This window comes from Paenibacillus polymyxa, from assembly GCF_001719045.1.
GTDB classification, from domain to species: Bacteria; Bacillota; Bacilli; order Paenibacillales; family Paenibacillaceae; genus Paenibacillus; species Paenibacillus polymyxa_B.
Map to the genome: position 1 here is coordinate 4,681,146 of NZ_CP015423.1, position 20,704 is coordinate 4,701,849.

Below are 20,704 nucleotides of genomic sequence, written 5' to 3' on the forward strand. Positions count from 1 at the left end.
TCCGGCCTCTATTCTTCGGTTAAAGGAGTTACAGTATGGAACCAATTGAAGGGAAGGCATACATGGAACAGAATAAACGATCCCGAGTTATGAAAGAAAGACATTACTGGGAAGAATGGACCGGCCGCATATATACGTCGGTTTGTGTCGTTTTTTTAGTTGCAGTCATTGTCTCCATCGTATATTTTGTTGCCTCCAAAGGTGTAGCTACATTTGCGGTGAATGGAGTCAGTCTGCGAGAGTTTTTCTTTGGAACCAAATGGAGCCCGGATGGCGAACCTAAGTCCTTCGGCGCGCTTCCGTTTATTACGGGTTCTTTTGCAGTAACCATACTGGCGGCTTTAATTGCCAGTCCGCTCAGCTTATGTGCGGCTTTATTTATGACGGAAATCGTGCCGAAATCGGGTAAACGTATCCTTCAACCTGCGATTGAATTATTATCCGGTATTCCGTCTGTTGTATATGGCTTTGTCGGCTTGACCGTGATCGTCCCGCTACTTCGGAACGTGTTTGGAGGACAAGGCATCGGCATTCTGGCAGGCTGCCTAGTGTTGTCAGTCATGATTTTGCCGACGATTACGAGTATTATGGCGGATGCGTTGTCTTCCTTGCCGGGGGGGCTACGTGAATCCTCTTATGCTTTGGGTGCTACCCGCTGGCAGACAATTGCCCGTGTTATTATTCCGACGCTGTTGCCTGCTCTTTTGACAGGAATTATTCTCGGTATGGCTCGTGCCTTCGGAGAAGCGTTGGCTGTACAGATGGTAATCGGGAATGCTCCGCATATACCGCATTCCTTGCTGGAATCCGCTTCGACCTTGACCAGTGTCATTACACTAAGCATGGGTAATACAGCGATGGGCTCCGTTCATAACAATGCTCTCTGGAGCATGGCGCTTGTTCTTCTGCTCATGACATTCATTTTCGTGCTGCTGGTAAGGCTGCTTGAAAGGAGAAACCGGGTTTGATGAAAGCTAAAACGACCGACAAGATCGCTACATTTGTAATCTGTTTCTTCGCCTTGTTCATTGTTGCACTTTTGGTTGGATTACTGGGCTTCATTTTGGCCCGCGGAGTCAGTCATATTTCTTTTGACTTTTTAACCAGTGCTCCCCAAACATTACGTGCAGGCGGTGGTATTGGCCCACAACTATTTAATTCCGTATTTTTGTTAATCTTAACTTTGATTATCACCATTCCGATTGGCTGGGGCGCAGGTATTTACATGGCGCAATATGCAAAGCCGGGGAAAATTACGGACTTTATACGACTTGTCGTCGAAGTATTGTCCTCCTTCCCATCTATCGTCATCGGATTGTTTGGACTACTACTTATCGTAAATACGTTTGATTTTGGCTTTTCCCTCTTATCAGGAGCCTTGGCTTTGGCCGTATTTAACCTGCCGCTGATGGTTCGCACAACTGAGCAGGCTTTCCGAGCTGTGCCGAAGGAGCAAAAGGAAGCTGGACTTGCGCTTGGATTGTCCAAGTGGAAAATTATCACCTCCATTTTGTTGCCAGCTGCGCTGCCAAGCTTGATTACGGGTACCATTTTGGCCGCAGGCCGTATTTTCGGGGAAGCCGCCGCATTGCTGTTTACAGCAGGGATGAGTACGCCGCCGCTTGATTTTACTGATTGGAATCCATTGCATGCTAGATCGCCTATTAACCCGATGCGACCTGCTGAGACATTGGCTGTTCATATTTGGAAGGTCAACAGTGAGGGGATTGCTCCTGACTCTAAAGATATTGCTGCAGGCGCTTCTGCCGTACTGGTGCTGCTTGTGCTTGCATTCAACTTGAGTGCAAGATGGTTCGGAAGAGTTGTATACCGCCGTCTGACAGCTGCCAAACGTATGGATTAGAAAGGGGATGGAGAACAATGGAACATGTGATTACGCGAACGGTAAAAACCGCCGCACCAGCAACATCCGTTCAGTCTACGCGTTCGGAACAGCTTGCGGGGCAACCGCCGCATCCGTTCAGTACTGAGGATTTGAGTATTTATTATGGCAGCTTTGAGGCTGTGAAAAAAGTGAATCTGGCCTTTCCGGAACAGACAGTGACTGCCCTGATCGGGCCTTCCGGCTGCGGTAAATCGACCTTTTTGCGCTCCCTTAATCGGATGAATGATGAGATTGCGTCTTCCTCTACAACGGGGCACATCTGGATGGATGGACAGGATTTGACGGCACCGGAAACGGACGTGATCAAGCTGCGTCAGCAAATTGGCATGGTGTGGCAACGTCCCAACCCTTTTTACAAATCCATTTACAATAATATCGCCTTCGGTCCCAAATACCGTGGGGTGCGCAAGAAGAAACAGCTTGATGAAATCGTCGAAAGCAGCCTGCGTAAAGCAGCATTATGGGATGAGGTCAAGGATCGCCTTCACGACTCCGCTCTGGCGCTGTCTGGCGGGCAACAGCAGCGGCTTTGCATTGCACGTGCACTATCCGTTCAGCCGAAAATTCTATTGCTTGACGAGCCAGCTTCCGCGCTGGACCCTGTGTCTACAGGCAAGGTAGAAGAGCTCATCACCGAATTAAAAAAAGAACTGCGCATCGTTATTGTGACGCACAATATGCAGCAGGCTGCACGAATTTCCGATTATACTGCTTATTTTTATATTGGAAGTCTTGTTGAACATGGGAAAACGAACGATATTTTCACGAATCCTGAAAATGAGCTGACTCAGGAGTACATCATGGGTCGATTTGGTTAAGCGATGTTGCTCATCGACCTACTATATATGAGCTGCACGTAAAATCCTCTTACTAATCCAGCATTAGTAAGAGGATTTTTATTGTGTTCAACGTTTTGTAACTTTTTTAATCTATTAGTAAATTAAAATATATTGATCGTTTGGGTATATTTTCATATAATACAACTAACTATTTATCATGCATAAATAGTGGTTTAGTTCCCCTCGCTATCAAAAAGAATCTTCAGCAAGAATAAATAGGGTTAAACTGAACACAATTACCCAAATCAAAATAAGGGAGAGGTTCAAATGAAGAAGAAGATGTGTCCAACCGTAAAGATGATAGCGCTTTCAAGTTTGGCGATTACAGTAACGTCAGGACTCCTAAGTCCCTCATGGGCTGCGGCACAGGAGATGATGCCGACTACATATGATTCAGGACGTGAATCGGCAACTGCTTCTTATGAACTTACCACAGATTCAGCTGTGGGACGGGACGTTTATGGTAGTGATGTAAATTCAGGTGTTCTGGATCGTGAGCCATTATTTGGGCTGTCGGCTGTGGCGAAGCCAACCGCTGTTGTGAATACAGACAGCCTCCTGAACAAAATGCGCGACTTTAGCAAGTTTTCTACGGGGAATATATCCAAGGATACGACGCTTGCCTTAAATATTGTATCCTGGCAATTGCCGCATGGCGGATTCTTCAAAGCTATGGAAAAGAATTATAAATCCAAATGGGATGGCAAAGCTGCACGCTCCACATGGAAAAGCAAGGATGGTGTTGAACTCGGAACGTTTGATAACGAGGCCACGACAACCGAGATTCGCTTTTTAGCGGATGTATACAAAAAAACCAAAAATAAAGATATTAAGAACAGTGTACAAAAAGCAGTCGACTTTGTACTAACCTCTCAATATTCCTCAGGTGGCTGGCCTCAAGTATACCCTAAACGTGGTAATTATTCCGATGCTGTAACTTATAATGATGATGCGATGGTCAGAGTTATGGTTTTGGCTGACGATATTGTGAACAAGAAGCAGCCGTTTGATAGCGATATTCTGGATAACTCTTACCGCTCCAGACTTCAGCAAGCGCTAAACAAAGGTATCGAGTACACAATTAAATCTCAAATTGTAAATAATGGTACACCAACAATCTGGGGTGCACAGCACGATCCGGCTACTTATGCATCTGTTGAAGCCCGGGCATTTGAGTTACCTTCCAAAACAACTACGGAATCAGTAGGCATTACTGCTTTTCTCATGTCCCAGCCGCAAACCGCTGAAGTGAAAAAAGCGGCTCAGAGTGCTTTGAAATGGTTTGACGCGAACCGAATCGACGGTATCAAATACAATCGTCAAGGTCCGGAGTTCTTCCAAAAGGACGCATCGAGCGTAATGTGGTATCGGTTCTATAATGTGGAAGACAATAAATATTTCTTTTCAGACCGGGATGGCAAAAAGTATACCGACATCATGAAAATTAGTGAGGAAAGACGACTTGGTTACGCCTGGGCGGGAAGCCAGGCTAAGAGCTTGCTCAAGCTGGCTTCGGATAGCGGATATTATAAACTGTCCAAGCCGTTGCCACAATAATAAAGGCATTATTATATATGATTGGAGAGGGCGGACCGTTCGGTCTGCCCTCTTTTTGTTCCCGGGCTGTAAATATGGTTTAATGGAGAGAGGGCAAAATAGAGATAAAGATGCACAAAGATAGGAGAGCTTGTATGACTCAAGAGGAGAAACAAACGGAATTACGCTGGTATGGCGCACCGCTACGCGTCCGTTATCAGGAAAGCGACCAGATGGGGGTCGTATATCATGCAAATTATTTGAACTGGTTTGAGATCGGGCGTACCGAAATGATCCGACAGGCGGGTTTTAACTATCGGAGTATGGAGGAACGAGGAGTCTTGCTGCCAGTTATTGAAATCAATGCGAAATATGCGAGTCCTGCTCGATATGATGATTTAATTACCATTTATACCGCAATTACGGACTTCTCCAGACTGCGTCTAAACTATATCTATGAGGTTCGACGGGTAACGGAAGATGAGCATCAAAGGTATTTGGGAAAGGTATGGACCCAGGCAGACACGCTGCCGGGAGAGCTGCTTGTCACAGGGATGACACGGCACGTATGGTTGAACACCCAATGGAAGCCCGTTCGACTGGATCAGGCGCTACCTGAGCTGTACACTGCATTAAGGTTTGCTTTTACAGGCGGGGAGGGACAGAAGTCATGATGATGCGTAAACGTCTGTGGCTGTTGCTGCTGCTCATTCCTTTGGCGGAGCTGTACGGGTTTATATGGGTAAGTCACTGGATTGGAGCGGGCAAAACGATTTTACTCATCATTCTGACGACCCTAATCGGGGCTGCCATGATGCAATTTGAAGGTCGTAAGGTGATTGCCGATGCGAAAAATGAAATGAACCGGGGACAAATGCCCGGCCGTAAAATGCTGGATGGATTATGTGTCTTTTTCGGTGGGAGTTTGCTGCTTATCCCTGGATTTTTAACAGATATTATTGGTTTTACGTTGGTGTTTCCTTTAACACGAGCGTTGTACCGACGCTTTTTATTGAAGTGGCTGGAGAAAAAAATGAAAAACGGCAGTATTACGTTTCGGCGGTTTTGACGTGAGCTGCCGTTTTCCTATCCATGATCTAGCGGACTCTTCCAGCAAGAATATAGTTGCGCAAGTCCTGAATGACATTCGCGCGATTCAGTGCATCAACGACAATGAGTGATACAGGTCCGATAATTAGTCCTAAAACGCCAAACAGCTTGAGCCCGATGAACATACCGATGAGGGTGGGAAGCGGGTTCAAGCCCACGCTGCTGGCCAGCACCTTAGGCTCCACGATCTGTCGTCCAATCAACAGGATGATATAAAGGATCGACAATCCTACCCCTAGTGCCAAATTACCAGACATATACGCATACAGTATCCACGGAATCATCACAATGCCAACCCCCAAATAAGGTAGCAAGTCCACCAGCCCGATCATCAAACCGATGGTAAAGGCGGATTCCACACGCAATATGAACAGCCCAACAATGACCGTTAATGCCGTAATGGAGATGATAATGAACTGTGCACGCAAATAGCCGTACAGTGCTTTACGCAAATCGTGCCATATATCCGACAATGGCTTGCGAATCGTATCAGGAATCGTGTTTGAGAGCATCCGACTATGTCGGTCCCAATCCTTACTAATAAAAAAGGCTGCTAATACAATAACCATTAGAACTGCTCCCATATTAGGCAGAGAGGTCAGCAAGTTCAAAACTCCATTAAAAAATTGAGCGACTAGCGTAGTGACAGCCGAACTGACAGTTTGAGTTGTCTTATCAATATTACTGTTAATGGTATGTTGGTAATCCGGATTATCTCTGATAAAATGGTTAATTTCAATAATTATATTTTGAATCAAATCGCTTTGTGTCCAATCGATAAACAGACTTTTAAAACGCTCAATATGTCCGTCAAAAGTCATGGCCAACTTTATAACTTCTCGAACCATGCGGGTGATTGCCGCAGATAGGATAATTGCAATTCCACCTAAATATACAAATAATGAGACCGTGACAGCCGTCCAACGTGGCATACGGGCTTTGCTACGCAGAAAACCAACTAGTGGATTCATGGCATAAGCCACAAGCCAGGCGAATAGGAAAGGATAGACGAGAGGGAAAAGCACATATATGCCCAGTAACAGAGCTACAATCACGATTGCCACCCATAGAGCACGAAATATGCGATTCAAGATTAACCGGCTCAAGCTTTCACGGCTCCTTTCTTTTACGATAGTTTTTCATAAAATAAATGCTCTACTATACATATGCGGGAAAGGGGGAAGACAAGACCTGTGTAAAAAAGTGCAAATGAATCAATATTTTTTGTAAGGGGTTTCAAAAATTTATTTATGGAAGCGATAAAACATTTGAATGTGTTGGAATAGCCCTCAATGTTCACATAAACGACAAAATCCAGTATAGTGAAAGAAGGTTTAAATATTGACATATGGCGTTAACATTACTCAGCTATTTAAAAGACATATCTTACTTTTGAAAATGTTTACATTGCAAGTCCGTTCACAATGTTTTTACAAAGGAGAGATGTAACGATGACAGCGACTAAAGGTCTGGAAGGGATCGTAGCGACCACTTCCTCCATAAGCTCTATCGTAGATGGCGTTCTCACGTACCGGGGTTATAACATTGATGATTTGGCTGTTAACGCCGATTTTGAAGAGGTAGCTTATTTGTTGTGGTTTGGAAAATTACCTGATAAAGAGCAATTGCAGGAGCTTCGCAACCAGTTAAGTGAATACGCTGCTATTCCGGATGAAATTGTTACTCAATTAAAGTTATATCCGAAAAATTTGAGTACAATGGCTGCCTTGAGGTCAGCCGTATCGTCTCTCGCTTTGTATGACCCAGAGGCGGATAATATGTCGAGAGAGTCTAATGTGACCAAAACCGTCAAGCTTCAGGCGCAATTGCCTACCATTGTGGCAGCTATAGCACGTATACGCGAGGGCTTGGAGCCGATTGCGCCTAAAAAAGGTATTTCCATCGCTGAAAACTTTTTGTATCAGCTGACTGGCAAGGACCCGGAGGAGACGGCTATTAAAGCGTTCAATCAGGCTCTCGTATTGCACGCCGATCATGAATTAAATGCTTCTACCTTTGCTGCGCGTGTAACGGTAGCCACATTGTCGGATATTTATTCCGGAATCACGTCTGCAATTGGAGCTTTAAAAGGACCACTGCATGGTGGGGCCAATGAGGCTGTGGCCAAAACGCTGGAGGAGATTGGTGGCTTGGATCAGGTGGACTCCTATATTCAGGCGAAACTGGATAACCGCGAAAAAATTATGGGCTTTGGACACCGAGTCTATAAAAACGGTGATCCGCGTGCCAAGCACTTGCACAAAATGTCCCGCGAACTGGGGGAAATGAACGGCGACACAACGTTGTTTGATATGTCAGTTCGAATTGAGGGAATTGTAACAGGGCAAAAAGGTTTGAAGCCCAATGTGGATTTTTATTCTGCCTCTGTGTATACCCAGTTAGGTATCAAGAGAGACCTGTTTACACCTATTTTTGCTGTGAGTCGTGTATCCGGGTGGACCGCACACATTTTAGAGCAGTATGAAAATAACCGCCTGATTCGTCCTCGCGCCGAATATACAGGTCCAATGGATCAAAAATATGTATCACCAGAGTTGCGTTAACCCTTTGTCGAAGGAAGATTGAGGTTGTATACCCTGAATTTAAAAAATAAGGTACAATAGAGGGGACGACGAGAGATGTACGTTTTTGTCTGTGATAAAGATCATGTCTTTCGTCCTGTACCCATTCATATCTGAGGAGGAAAAGGAACTTATGGCGAAATTTGAAAAGTTTGAGCTCCCAACTGAAGGCGAAAAAATTACGATTGATAACGGTCAACTACGGGTTCCGAACCATCCGGTAATTCCGTTTATCGAAGGTGACGGCACGGGGCGCGATATCTGGAAAGCTTCCAAGCGCGTACTGGACGCAGCTGTAGAAAAAGCATATAACGGCAGCAAAAAGATTGCCTGGTATGAAGTATTCGCTGGTGAGAAAGCTTTCAATACATACGGCGAATGGCTCCCTAACGATACTTTGGAAGCCATCCGTGAGTATATTGTAGCCATCAAAGGTCCACTTACAACACCTATTGGCGGTGGTATCCGTTCGTTGAATGTGGCATTGCGGCAAGAACTGGATTTATACGTATGTCTGCGTCCTGTTCGTTATTTTAACGGTGTTCCTTCTCCAGTGAAACGTCCTGAATTGGTAGACATGGTTATTTTCCGTGAGAACACAGAAGATATTTACGCGGGGATCGAGTATGCCGAAGGGTCCGAAGACGTGAAAAAGGTTATTCAGTTCCTCCAACAAGAGCTGGGTGTGAACAAAATTCGTTTCCCTGAAACCTCTGGTATTGGCATTAAGCCAGTTTCTTCCGAGGGTTCAAAGCGTCTGGTACGGGCAGCCATTCAGTATGCTGTTGACCACGGACGCAAGAGTGTCACGCTCGTACACAAAGGTAACATTATGAAATTTACCGAGGGTGCCTTCAAAAACTGGGGTTATGAAGTGGCTGAGGAAGAATTTGCAGATAAAGTATTTACTTGGGCCCAATATGATGTAATCAAGGAAAAAGACGGTGAGGATGCGGCAAATGCAGCTCAAAAAGCAGCTGAAGATGCAGGCAAAATCATTATCAAGGATGCGATTGCTGATATTGCACTTCAGCAAGTACTGACTCGTCCTTCTGAATTTGATGTAATTGCTACGCTCAACTTGAACGGGGACTATCTGTCCGATGCTCTTGCTGCCCAAGTTGGTGGAATTGGTATTGCGCCAGGTGCAAACATTAACTATGTAACAGGGCATGCTATCTTTGAAGCTACACATGGTACAGCTCCAAAATACGCAGACAAAGACGTAGTGAACCCTGGTTCCGTAATTCTGTCGGGCGTAATGTTGCTTGAACACTTGGGTTGGAAAGAAGCGGCTGACCTGATTTACAAAGGGCTGGAGACGTCCATTAATAAGAAGATTGTAACTTATGACTTTGCTCGTCTGATGGATGGTGCTACACAAGTGAAATGCTCCGAGTTCGCAGATACCATTATTAGTAACCTGTAAGGAAGGGGAATACCACTTGTCCATTCAACGTAAAAAAATATCCATTGTTGGCGCCGGTTTTACCGGTGCCACTACCGCATTGCTGCTGGCTCAAAAGGAGCTAGGTGATATCGTACTGATCGATATTCCGCAACTAGAGAATCCGACCAAAGGCAAGGCGCTTGATATTTTGGAGGCCGGTCCGGTACAGGGATTTGACAGCCAGATCACGGGCACTTCCAGTTACGAGGATGCAGCTAACTCGGATATCGTCATTATTACTGCCGGGATTGCACGCAAGCCGGGTATGAGCCGTGATGATTTGGTAAATACGAACGCAGGAATTGTAAAATCCGTTTGTGAGAACGTGAAGAAGTATGCGCCGGATTCTATCGTCATTATTCTGAGTAATCCGGTAGATGCTATGACCTATACTGCTTATCAAACGCTTGGATTCCCGAAAAATCGGGTTATTGGCCAATCAGGTGTGCTGGATACAGCGCGATATTGTACCTTTATTGCACAAGAACTGAACGTTTCCGTCGAAGACGTACGCGGCTTCGTTATGGGTGGTCACGGTGATGATATGGTGCCCCTGGTACGCTATTCCAGCGTTGGAGGTATACCTATCGAAACCCTGATTTCGCAGGAACGTATCGAAGCAATCGTACAACGGACACGCGGTGGTGGCGGTGAGATCGTCAACCTGTTGGGTAATGGTAGCGCATATTATGCACCGGCAGCTTCGCTTGCACAGATGACAGAAGCGATTGTAAAAGATAAAAAACGGATTATCCCGGTCATTGCCTATCTGGAGGGAGAGTACGGCTATCAGGATTTGTTCCTTGGCGTACCGACACTTCTTGGCGGTAATGGTATCGAAAAAGTGTTCGAGTTGGAATTGACAGCCGAAGAAAAAGCAGCGCTCGATCAATCCGCCGAATCGGTCCGCAGTGTGATTAAAATAGTTACCGTATAGATTCAATTTTCTACTAAAACGGTATACTTTTACTTGAAGAGGTGTTCCCAAGCCATAGTCATGGCCACCGGACACCTCTTTTACTTTTAAACGGAAATAAGGAATCTATTCGTTTTCTTCCTTATTCCTTTGCTTTGGACCACTTCCCCGGTATAATAGAGTTCATATGCATTGATAGTTACATGAGGATTTTGCAAAAATCCTGACATAGAAAAGCATGTCCCAAAACACTGAAAAGATGGTAGTCATTCGTTGGAATATGATCGTTCTATGGAAAAAGAGTTTGTAAGAAAACAAAGAAATGGAGGTTGTGAAAAATGTCTTTTATTCACATTATTGGATCACTGGCGATGGGTTTTTATTTATTGCTCCCCTTCGTTGTGGGCAAAATCGACAAATTGGCTCCTAGCGTGCAGGAAGGAACGATATCGGCTGTTCAGCTATTGAATCGTTTAGCTCAATTTGTGCTGATCCTTGTGCTTGTTAGCGGTATCTATATGATTTTTGCCTGGGGGCCATATTCCGCAGCTTGGATCGTGGTCGTTTTATTGTTGTTTCTCGCCATTTCTGGTATCGCTGGGGCCATGGGTAAGCCGTTACGGCTGTCGCTGGAAGCGATTCGTAGCCAACAGCCTATTACGCAATACGCTGGCAAAATGCGAATGTTCAGTACGCTGCTTGCCGTCTTCTTGATCCTGATTACGTTTTTAATGATATATAGCGATATTATTTAATGAAGCATTTGGCGAGAGCCTATAATCGAATGATGATAAATGCTAAATTGAAAAAAACGGTCTGTGCTGAATAAGCATAGGCCGTTTTTTTGTGCGCTCAAATAACTACATTTTTCTTTTTTCGTTTAACGAATAACTTTGTGTGGTAAATCAGGAGTAGAGTGGATGCAAATGTTGCATCCTAAAAAATATCTAATTTTGAAGGGAGAATGTACAATGGCTAAAAGTAACCAACCTCAGCAAACCTTGCCCCCACAGCATCAGGACCAGCAACCGGGGATTGAATCCAAAATGACGCCTGCACCTCAATTTGAAAAACCAACTTACAAAGCAGCTGACAAGCTCACAGGCAAAGTTGCACTTATTACTGGTGGAGACAGTGGAATTGGGCGGGCTGTAGCTGTCACGTATGCCAAAGAAGGTGCGGACGTAGCTATCATCTACTTGAATGAGCATAAGGATGCGGAAGAAACAAAACGTCAGGTAGAGCAGGAGGGGCGCAAATGCGTATTGATTCCTGGCGATATCGGAGATGACCAATTTGCCAAAAAAGCGGTTCAACAGACGGTTAACGAGTTGGGCAAGCTCGACATTGTCGTGAACAATGCGGCAGAGCAGCATCCACAACAAAAGCTGGAGGATATCACCAAAGAACAGTTGGAGCGCACGTTCCGTACGAATATTTTCGGTATGTTCTTCCTGACGCAAGCAGCATTGCCGCATTTGAAGAAAGGGAGCACAATTGTCAATACAACATCGATTACCGCGTACGCTGGGAACAAGACACTCATTGATTATTCATCGACCAAAGGGGCAATCACATCCTTTACTCGTTCCCTTTCACTCAATTTGGCGGATCAAGGTATTCGGGTGAACGCTGTAGCACCAGGGCCAATCTGGACGCCGTTAATCCCGTCTACCTTTGATGCCAAGACGGTCAGCGAGTTTGGAGGAGCACAGCCAATGAAGCGTCCGGGTCAGCCGGAAGAATTGGCGCCAGCCTATGTGTACCTTGCTTCTGATGATTCTTCATATGTAAGCGGGCAGGTTATTCATATCAATGGCGGTGAAGTTATAAACGGATAAGAGGACAAAGGAAAGGCTGGGGCCGTGTTATGCCCTGGCCTTTTTTCTTTTCACAGTGGAACATAATGCAGGTAGCCTGTAGAATGAGACTTAACTTACATAAAGGATGGGCATATTTTATGAAATCGTTTCGTTTCAGGCTTACCCTGATCATGCTGATTTTGATTGGCGTATCTGTCCTTGCTGCTGGAATCACGATGGGACAAATCTTTAAAAATTCGAATATGAAGGTGCTAGAGGAGAACATGGGACGGGAGATCGACCTGCTTCGCGCTACATTCCCTTTTGTGAATGCAGATGCCCTGTCCAGTACGGATTATGTATCTTATTATTCTCAAAAGGCGAAGGAAATTGCCCGTCTGACGGAATCGCGGGTGACCTTCATTCGCAAGGACGGGACGGTGGTTGGCGATTCGTTAAGCGATCCGCGTAAGATGGAAAACCACGCATCTCGTGAAGAAATTCAGCAAGCCTCAACAGAGAGAATCGGACGCACGATTCGTTACAGCGAAACCTTGCAACGGAACATGCTATACGTTGCAGAGCCTGTTGTATCGGACAAGGGCTTTGACGGATATATCCGTTTGTCCATGAGTCTGAAAGCGGTGGAGGAGGGAGTGCGCCGCGGCTGGACGGCTATCGGGATTGGACTCGTGTTGCTATTTCTTGCTGCTGGATTGGTGAGCTATCGTATTGCCCGCAGTCTGACCTCGCCTATTGAGCATATTACAGGGGTAGCCAACCGCATTTCAGGACTGGATTATGACGCAAGGGTTGGTGTGCAGCGTCGGGACGAAGTAGGGCAACTGGGGGAAGCCATTAATCGTATGGCTGACAGTCTCCAAAACCAAATGAAAACGATACGTGACAATGAGGATCTACTCCAGAGCGTCATGAGTAATATGACAGGCGGGATTCTAATGATTGATGCAAGTGAGTGTATTGCGCTTGTAAACCGTGAGTCTGAGCGAATGCTCGGTGTCGTGGGTAAACGGGTTACGGACAAGCCGTATCATGAGCTGAAGAAGCACTATGAGCTCACAAAGCTAATTGAGGGCAGCATACAAAGCCGAGAAAGGCTGCATGGTGAGGTTCATTTGTACAATCCCGAGGAGAGACTCGTGTTGCTAGACGGTGTTCCGATGTATGAGGATGAAGGCGGATACCGGGGGATGCTGTTCCTTTTACAGGATATTACGGCTATTCGACGGTTGGAAAATATGCGGAGCGAATTTGTGGCAAACGTTTCTCATGAGCTAAAAACACCAATTGCCGCAGTCAAGGGTTTTGCCGAGACGTTACTCGGTGGCGGGGTTAAAGATGAGGAGACGGCCCGTTCATTTTTGCAAATTATATATGATGAAAGCGAACGATTGAATCGGCTGATCGGTGACATTTTGGAGCTATCCAAAATTGAATCCAAGCGTTCTCCGCTGGATTGCTCGCCAGTGCACGTTTCGTCGTTCATAGAATCATTGCTGGAAAAACTGAACAATGTAGCTGCCAAAAAAAGAATTACGCTGCACATGGATATCCCGGATGAGCTGTTTATGGAGGCAGATGAAGATAAGCTTCAGCAGATTTTCCTGAACCTTTTGTCTAATGGTATCAACTATACACTTGATGGTGGCAAGGTAAAGATTAAGGTTTTAACGATCCAGCGGGAGAATGACACGGAAAAGGTCGTATTTACAGTCAGTGATACAGGTATTGGAATTCCAAAGAAGGACCTGCCACGTATCTTTGAACGCTTTTACCGGGTGGACAAAGGACGCTCGCGTAACTCTGGCGGAACGGGACTGGGATTGTCGATCGTCAAACACTTGATCGATTTGCATCATGGCACCCTTTCGGTGGAAAGTGAGCTTGGATTGGGTACCACATTTACAGTTGAATTACCGCTATTGCAACAGGAAGAATGAACTATAACCTTTTTTACATTCTGTTAACAATGCCGTGATAAAATAAACGGGTGTCGCATGAGTATGGAAAAGGTTTCAGGATTTTGACCAATGCGCCTTTAACAGGTAAACAGGAGATGAAGTTATTTATGGGACAACGCTTGCTGGTTATTGAGGATGAACCAACGCTTGCCAGATTGCTATCCTACAATTTGATACAAGAAGGCTTCGAAGTGGACACGGAGGATCATGGCAGTGCAGGGTTTGAAAAAGCCTCCAGAGAGTCCTACGATTTGATCCTGCTGGATTTGATGCTGCCGGGAATGAACGGACTGGACATTCTGAGCAGACTTCGCCATCAGGGGCTGACAACGCCTATCATTATTTTAACGGCCAAAAACGGCGAGGCCGAGGTTGTCCAAGGGCTGAAGTCGGGTGCAGATGATTACATCACGAAGCCTTTTGGCGTTTCTGAGCTGTTGGCCCGTGTAACGGCTGTGCTGCGAAGAACTTCCGGCGGGGATGAAGGAGTGCTGTCTGATCAGAAAGATAGCTCCAAAATTCAACTGGGCGAGCTAGAGATTTACCCTGAGAAATATGAGGTCATTCTTGGAGGTCAGTCCATCAGCCTCAGACCAAAGGAATTTGAGGTACTTCTTTATTTGTCCCGCAAGCCGGGTGTGGTATTGACTCGGGATGATCTGATGAATGCTGTCTGGGGTTTTGACTACATTGGCGGTCAACGAACCGTGGATGTGCACGTCAGTTCCTTACGTAAAAAGTTGGAGCTGGATCCCGACTCGGTTCATATCGATTCGATCCGTGGAGTGGGGTACAAGCTGGTTGTAAATAAAAAAAGAAGCGCTTCTCATTTATTATAAATGAGGAGCGTTTTTCTTTATCCAGGGAAGTGTCCGACGACTTTTGTGTCCATTTCGTGATTTTACATTTCATTAACAAAAATAGACGCTAGAATCAACAAATGACCGATATGATGTTCCCGTCACTCCAAGTAGTTAAAAAAAGGGGACTTCAGAACGATGATAACGGAACCAAAGACCCAGCCGAGTTCCACTGCCGTGATTGAACGTGAAGCATACAAGCCGATTACTACCTATGTGCCATGCCGGGAGGTTCCGATCATTGGTACGGATATGTCTTGTAAAGAATTGTTAGCACTTATGAAAACACAGGAAGACATACCTTGTGTCATTGTTGTGGATAAAAATGATCTTCCATTGGGCATTATTATGAGAGATGCGTACAATCGCCATTTTACAGGCAGATTTGCTGCGGCGTTGTTCTATGATAAGCCTGCGGCCATATTTGCCGACCCCGATACATTAATTGTGGATCTAAAAAGCCAGGCATCGGACATTGTGGAACTGGCGATGCTGCGCGAAGATCAGCGTTTTTACGATTGTGTGTTGATTAAGGAAGGAACACGGTTACTCGGCGTACTCACGATTCGTGATATCCTGTCCGTCGTGCAGCGAATGCAAAGAGAAGCAGACGAAGAGCGGGGCGATGTGATTCGGCATAGCTATGACGGAGTCCAGCGTATTCAGCTCACTGTGCTGGATGCAGCTAAAGAGGCCGACGACAGTGTGCGGCTAACCCGCTCAATGAGTGAATTATCCCGTCGTGGCAAAGTAGAACTGGAGGATGTTTTGCTCTCCTATCGTGCAGTCACGGAGCAAATGAAGCGCCAGCATGAGCAGATGACGGCGTTGACCCAATCGCTGAATGACATTGCGCGCATGGCCTCATCCATTCGTGCACTGGCAGATCACAGCGGACTGCTAGCGATCAACGCGTCCATTGAAGCGGCGCATGCTGGCGAACACGGACGAGGCTTCCAGATTGTGTCTCAGGAGGTGCGGAATATGTCACTCCAGACGAAAGCCTTTTCCACGCAGATTACAGGCTTACTCACCCATATCGAGCAAATGCTGCGTGACACCGCTGAACTGACGGATACGAGTATGCAGCAGATTCATACAGGCTCTCAATATATATCTGCCGGAACACAAACTTTTGCCAAACTACTGCGGGCTGTCAATGAAATTGAAGCCAAAAACAGCGAAATGTCCCGTTCCGCAGAGGAAGCGGCTTTGAATGCATCCGAAATTGCGCAGGAGCTTGAGCTCATGCTAAGTTCTTGATCATTTTACATACCGTTAACAAATCCACCACACTAAATTTACACACAGCTTATATAATCTTCATATTGTGCAAATCAGGTGCAATGCTTGAGGATCATAACTGCAACACGAAGGAGATCATAAATCCATGAATGATTCCGTAATCCGGATTGATAAGCTGAATTTATATTATGAGAAATTTCACGCGCTGAAACATATAAACCTCGATATTCCTGAAAAAACGGTAACTGCCTTCATCGGCCCGTCCGGCTGCGGCAAATCAACCCTGCTGCGTACGCTGAACCGGATGAATGACATGATACCGGGAACGCGTATTGAAGGCACTGTGAGTATCGCAGGTCAGGATATATACGGCGATACTATGGAAGTAGAAACTCTGCGTAAGCAGGTGGGAATGGTTTTTCAACAGCCTAACCCATTTCCCAAATCCATTTATGATAACGTGGCCTACGGCCCGCGTCTGCATGGAATTCGGCAAAAGGACAAGTTGGACGAATTGGTTGAGCAAAGCCTGCGGCAGGCGGCACTCTGGGAAGAGGTCAAGGATTTTCTGAAGCGTTCTGCTCTGAGTTTATCCGGTGGACAACAGCAACGGTTGTGCATTGCCCGGGCGCTTGCTGTACAGCCAGATATTTTGCTTATGGACGAGGCGACATCTGCGCTGGATCCGATCTCCACGATGAAAATTGAAGAACTGGTTCAGGAATTGCGAGACACGTATACCATTGTCATGGTGACGCATAACATGCATCAGGCAGCCCGTGTGTCCGGTCGAACTGCGTTCTTTTTGAATGGTGTTGTGGTGGAAGCAGCGGATACAGAGACAATGTTTTCCACGCCGCAAGATTCACGTACAGAAGATTATATTTCAGGGCGATTTGGCTAAAGCCTACCAGATGAATATGCCAGAAGGGGTGACTTCGAAATGATACGTAGAAAAGGTTTTGATGAAGGGTTAGATGAACTGAGAGCCGTACTGCGCGAAATGGGTGCACACGTTTCGAAGGCGCTCGATCAGGCCATTGAATGTTTGCAGACCAAAAATACAGAATTGGCTCAGCAGGTGGTCAAAAATGATGCATCCCTCAATACGCTGGAAGAGAATATTCTCGATATGGGTTCCAAGCTCATTATTACCCAGCAGCCGGTAGCGAAGGATTTGCGCCGGATCATTGTTGCATTTAAAATTTCCAGTGATCTGGAACGAATGGGCGATTTGGCGCTTGATATTGCCAAGGTGACACTTCGCTTGGAAGGGCAGCAGATCATTAAGCCGCTGGTGGATATTCCGCACATGGCTTCCATTGTTAAAGAAATGATAGATGATGCGATCAAGTCCTATTTGGATGAAAATACAGATCTGGCCTACAAAATGGCCAAAGAGGATGATCGTGTGGATTCCATGTATAGCCACATGATCAGCGATCTGTATGCCTTTATGGTAGAAAAGCCGGCAGAGGCTTCACAAGCCATGCTGCAGTTGCTTGTAGGACGATACATTGAACGAATTGGTGACCATGCTACGAATATCGGTGAAAGCACTGTATATCTCGTGACAGGGGAGAGACCAGATTTGAACCAGTAGAGCTTTCAGGTATATAGCGGTTGTTTCTGACCCAGACTTGTCTTTGAGCAAAAGGCAAATTTGGTTAGGAAGCAGCCGTTTTTTTCTGAAAAAGGAGTCTTGTATGTTAAGATAGGAAGAGGAATGCGTAAAACGTAAGAACGTTACGATGCATTGATGAACTTGCGAGGTGCTAAATGGATAAACTCATGCTTATAGATGGTAACAGTATCATTTACCGGGCGTTTTTTGCTATGCCACCGTTAACGAATTCGAGCGGGCAGCAGACGAACGCGGTGTACGGATTTACGACGATGTTATTGCGGCTCTTGGAGGAGCACAAACCAACACATATTCTGGTTGCCTTCGATGCTGGTAAAATAACGTTTCGCCATAAAGGATACGAGGATTACAAAGGTGGACGGGAGAAAACACCGCCAGAGCTGTCCCAGCAATTTCCGTTGCTGAAAGAGCTATTGACCGCTTTTGGCATTGCTCAGTTTGAACTGGATGGCTATGAGGCGGACGATATTATAGGCACCCTCTCCAAGACAGCGGACGAAGCCGGTTTCAATGTGCTGGTCGTGACCGGGGACAAGGATATGCTTCAATTGGCTTCAGATCATGTCACAGTCGGCTTGACCCGCAAAGGGGTTACTGAGGTGGAGACGTATGGACCTGAGCAAATTCAGGAACGATATGGCCTGAAGCCGCTGCAAATTATTGACCTTAAGGGTCTGATGGGCGATACGTCGGACAATATTCCTGGTATTCCCGGCGTGGGTGAAAAAACAGCGCTCAAGCTGCTGCATCAATACGGTTCAGTTGAAGAAGTGCTGGCGCACACGAATGAGCTGAAGGGCAAAATGAAAGAACGCGTTGAGACACATGCTGACGATGCGCGAATGAGCAAAGATTTGGCGACCATTTATCGGGATGTAACGTTGGACAAGCAGCTGGAAGATGTGGCCTTTGGTGGGCTGCAGGCAGAAACGGCCGGGCCAGCTCTGGCGAAGCTAGAGTTCAAGTCCTTGCTGGAGCGTTTATCCTTTTCAGGTGAGGTTGGCAGTACTGGGGTAGACGTAGAGGAAGCCGCGGCTGACGTAACAGTGCTGGATGAGCAGCGGATTAGCGAATTGGTAGAAGTGTTGGATCATGTGGATGTGCTGCATGTAGAGACGCATGGTGATAATCCGCATCATGCTGACATCGTAGGTCTGATATTCGCTGCAACGGGGCAGCAGTATTTTATGACGCTGGATGTACTGCAAAGCGATGCAGCTTCATCTATTCGCGAATGGCTTGCTGACCCTGAACGCAAAAAACGTGGTCATGATCTGCATCGTACGGATTTGGCTTTACACTGGCATGGAATTGAGTTTGCAGGGGCCGAGTTTGATGTGCAACTGGCAGGGTACTTGCTGGACCCGACCGATGCAAACCAGACATTGAGCGGATTGGCAGCCAAATATGGTTTGTCTTCGATCCGTCCAGACGAAGAAGTGTTCGGTAAAGGAGCTAAATATAAAGTCCCTGACGTGGATGTACTGTCCGATCATGTGGCGCGTAAGGCAGCGGTGATTGAAGCTTTGGTGCCTGTACAGCAGGCGGAGCTGGAAAAAACGGAAATGCACAAGCTGTTTCATGAGCTGGAGATGCCGTTGTCCCGCATTTTGGCGGATATGGAGAAGCAGGGCATTTTGGTGAACGTAGAAGAACTGCGCGCTTTGGGGAAAGAATTTGAAGCCCAGATTGCAACATTGGTGGGTGAAATCTACAGCATTGCCGGTGTAGAGTTCAATCTGAATTCGCCCAAGCAGTTGGGTGAGATTTTGTTTGATAGACTGGGTTTACCTGTCATTAAAAAGACGAAAACGGGGTACTCGACCGATGCGGAGGTATTGGAAAAGCTGGCCCCCTATCATGATATTGTGCAAAATATTTTGCAGTACCGCACCATTGCCAAACTCCAATCGACGTATGTCGAAGGATTGCTGAAAGAAATTTCGGAGAAAACGGGTAAGGTGCATACGTATTTCCGGCAGACGGTTGCAGCAACTGGACGCTTGAGCAGTCAATTTCCGAATTTGCAAAACATTCCGATTCGTCTTGAAGAGGGTCGCAAAATCCGCAAAGTATTTGTTCCGTCCGAACCGGGCTGGTCTATTTTGGCGGCAGACTACTCACAGATCGAGCTGCGGGTGCTGGCTGATATTTCGGATGATGAACGTTTGAAGGAGGCCTTTGTCCACGATATGGACATCCATACCAAGACCGCATCCGATGTGTTTGGGGTAGCAGCGGAAGATGTGGACTCCAATATGCGGCGTTCTGCGAAGGCAGTCAACTTTGGGATTGTCTATGGGATCAGTGATTATGGTCTGTCACAAAATTTGAATATTACGCGGAAGGAAGCGGCTCGTTTTATCGACCAGTATTTTGATGTGTTCCAAGGCGTTCGCCGTTACATGGATGATATTGTGAAGGATGCGAAGCGGGACGGCTACGTAAAAACGCTGTTGGAACGCAGACGCTATTTGCCGGAGATTAACGCCAGCAATTTCAACCTGCGTTCATTCGCTGAGCGTACAGCGATGAATACGCCGATTCAAGGTACCGCAGCCGATATTATCAAGTTGGCGATGGTACAGATGGATGAGGCCTTACGTGAACGTAAACTTCGCAGCAGAATGCTGCTCCAAGTACATGATGAGCTTGTGTTCGAGGTTCCGCCTGAGGAAATGGAAACGATGAAAGAGCTTGTCCCGGCTACCATGGAAGCCGCATTAAAGCTGGCTGTGCCGCTCAAAGCCGAAGTAAGCTATGGCAGCAATTGGTATGAGGCCAAGTAATATATTTCAATGAGTAGATAGTCCCAATTTGACGCTGCTTCC

At 46.2% G+C, this 20,704-nt stretch carries 18 protein-coding genes; 17 read left to right on the forward strand and 1 reads right to left on the reverse strand.

What is annotated here, in order from left to right:
- Window positions 1–35 precede the first annotated feature (35 nt).
- From pstC to AOU00_RS21175, 6 genes are all read left to right on the forward strand, one after another.
- Complete coding sequence (pstC, locus tag AOU00_RS21150; protein ID WP_013370343.1) at window positions 36–968, forward strand: phosphate ABC transporter permease subunit PstC; 933 nt, start codon at window positions 36–38, stop codon at window positions 966–968.
- Window positions 968–1,864 (forward strand): phosphate ABC transporter permease PstA, encoded by an 897-nt coding sequence (gene pstA, locus AOU00_RS21155; protein ID WP_023987910.1) that lies wholly within the window; start codon window positions 968–970, stop codon window positions 1,862–1,864. The genes pstC and pstA overlap by 1 nt, the downstream gene beginning before the upstream one ends.
- Before the next feature lie 17 nt (window positions 1,865–1,881).
- A complete protein-coding gene (pstB, locus tag AOU00_RS21160; RefSeq protein WP_061828683.1) occupies window positions 1,882–2,724 on the forward strand; it encodes a phosphate ABC transporter ATP-binding protein PstB in 843 nt (280 codons plus the stop codon).
- A 288-nt stretch (window positions 2,725–3,012) separates the two neighbouring features.
- Window positions 3,013–4,302, forward strand: coding sequence for a pectate lyase (gene pelA, locus AOU00_RS21165; protein ID WP_069291598.1), 1,290 nt, complete (start codon window positions 3,013–3,015; stop codon window positions 4,300–4,302).
- Window positions 4,303–4,436: 134 nt separating this feature from the next.
- Window positions 4,437–4,955, forward strand: coding sequence for an acyl-CoA thioesterase (locus AOU00_RS21170; RefSeq protein ID WP_069291599.1), 519 nt, complete (start codon window positions 4,437–4,439; stop codon window positions 4,953–4,955).
- Window positions 4,952–5,350: an FxsA family protein gene (locus AOU00_RS21175; protein WP_013309596.1), complete on the forward strand. Its 399-nt coding sequence runs from the start codon at window positions 4,952–4,954 to the stop codon at window positions 5,348–5,350. Before AOU00_RS21170 ends, AOU00_RS21175 begins: the two co-directional genes overlap by 4 nt.
- Window positions 5,351–5,378: 28 nt before the next feature.
- On the opposite strand, the gene ytvI is transcribed toward AOU00_RS21175, so the two are convergent.
- The gene (gene ytvI, locus AOU00_RS21180) at window positions 5,379–6,497 is read right to left on the reverse strand and encodes a sporulation integral membrane protein YtvI (RefSeq protein ID WP_069291600.1); all 1,119 of its coding nucleotides are present in this window, start codon (window positions 6,495–6,497) and stop codon (window positions 5,379–5,381) included.
- Window positions 6,498–6,842: 345 nt separating this feature from the next.
- Between ytvI and citZ the strand changes: the two genes are divergently transcribed.
- The 11 genes from citZ to polA all read left to right on the forward strand — a co-directional run bounded on the left by citZ (window position 6,843) and on the right by polA (window position 20,662).
- Complete coding sequence (gene citZ, locus AOU00_RS21185; protein ID WP_069291601.1) at window positions 6,843–7,955, forward strand: citrate synthase; 1,113 nt, start codon at window positions 6,843–6,845, stop codon at window positions 7,953–7,955.
- Between the two features lie 151 nt (window positions 7,956–8,106).
- Window positions 8,107–9,402, forward strand: a complete 1,296-nt coding sequence (icd, locus tag AOU00_RS21190; RefSeq protein ID WP_069291602.1) for an NADP-dependent isocitrate dehydrogenase — start codon at window positions 8,107–8,109, stop codon at window positions 9,400–9,402.
- A 16-nt stretch (window positions 9,403–9,418) separates the two neighbouring features.
- Complete coding sequence (gene mdh / locus AOU00_RS21195) at window positions 9,419–10,360, forward strand: malate dehydrogenase (protein ID WP_061828678.1); 942 nt, start codon at window positions 9,419–9,421, stop codon at window positions 10,358–10,360.
- Window positions 10,361–10,677: 317 nt separating this feature from the next.
- Window positions 10,678–11,094, forward strand: a complete 417-nt coding sequence (locus tag AOU00_RS21200; protein ID WP_069291603.1) for a hypothetical protein — start codon at window positions 10,678–10,680, stop codon at window positions 11,092–11,094.
- 216 nt (window positions 11,095–11,310) lie between these two features.
- Complete coding sequence (locus AOU00_RS21205; protein ID WP_069292098.1) at window positions 11,311–12,180, forward strand: SDR family oxidoreductase; 870 nt, start codon at window positions 11,311–11,313, stop codon at window positions 12,178–12,180.
- Between the two features lie 119 nt (window positions 12,181–12,299).
- Window positions 12,300–14,102, forward strand: a complete 1,803-nt coding sequence (pnpS, locus tag AOU00_RS21210) for a two-component system histidine kinase PnpS (RefSeq protein ID WP_069291604.1) — start codon at window positions 12,300–12,302, stop codon at window positions 14,100–14,102.
- A 128-nt stretch (window positions 14,103–14,230) separates the two neighbouring features.
- Window positions 14,231–14,962: a response regulator transcription factor gene (locus tag AOU00_RS21215; protein WP_013309604.1), complete on the forward strand. Its 732-nt coding sequence runs from the start codon at window positions 14,231–14,233 to the stop codon at window positions 14,960–14,962.
- Window positions 14,963–15,121: 159 nt separating this feature from the next.
- A complete protein-coding gene (locus AOU00_RS21220) occupies window positions 15,122–16,246 on the forward strand; it encodes a methyl-accepting chemotaxis protein (RefSeq protein ID WP_069291605.1) in 1,125 nt (374 codons plus the stop codon).
- 127 nt (window positions 16,247–16,373) lie between these two features.
- The gene (pstB, locus tag AOU00_RS21225) at window positions 16,374–17,132 is read left to right on the forward strand and encodes a phosphate ABC transporter ATP-binding protein PstB (RefSeq protein ID WP_013309606.1); all 759 of its coding nucleotides are present in this window, start codon (window positions 16,374–16,376) and stop codon (window positions 17,130–17,132) included.
- A gap of 39 nt (window positions 17,133–17,171) precedes the next feature.
- Entirely contained in the window at window positions 17,172–17,831 is a 660-nt protein-coding gene (gene phoU / locus AOU00_RS21230) for a phosphate signaling complex protein PhoU (protein WP_025721993.1), read from the forward strand.
- Between the two features lie 176 nt (window positions 17,832–18,007).
- Entirely contained in the window at window positions 18,008–20,662 is a 2,655-nt protein-coding gene (gene polA / locus AOU00_RS21235) for a DNA polymerase I (protein WP_069291606.1), read from the forward strand.
- The last annotated feature ends 42 nt before the right edge of the window (window positions 20,663–20,704 follow it).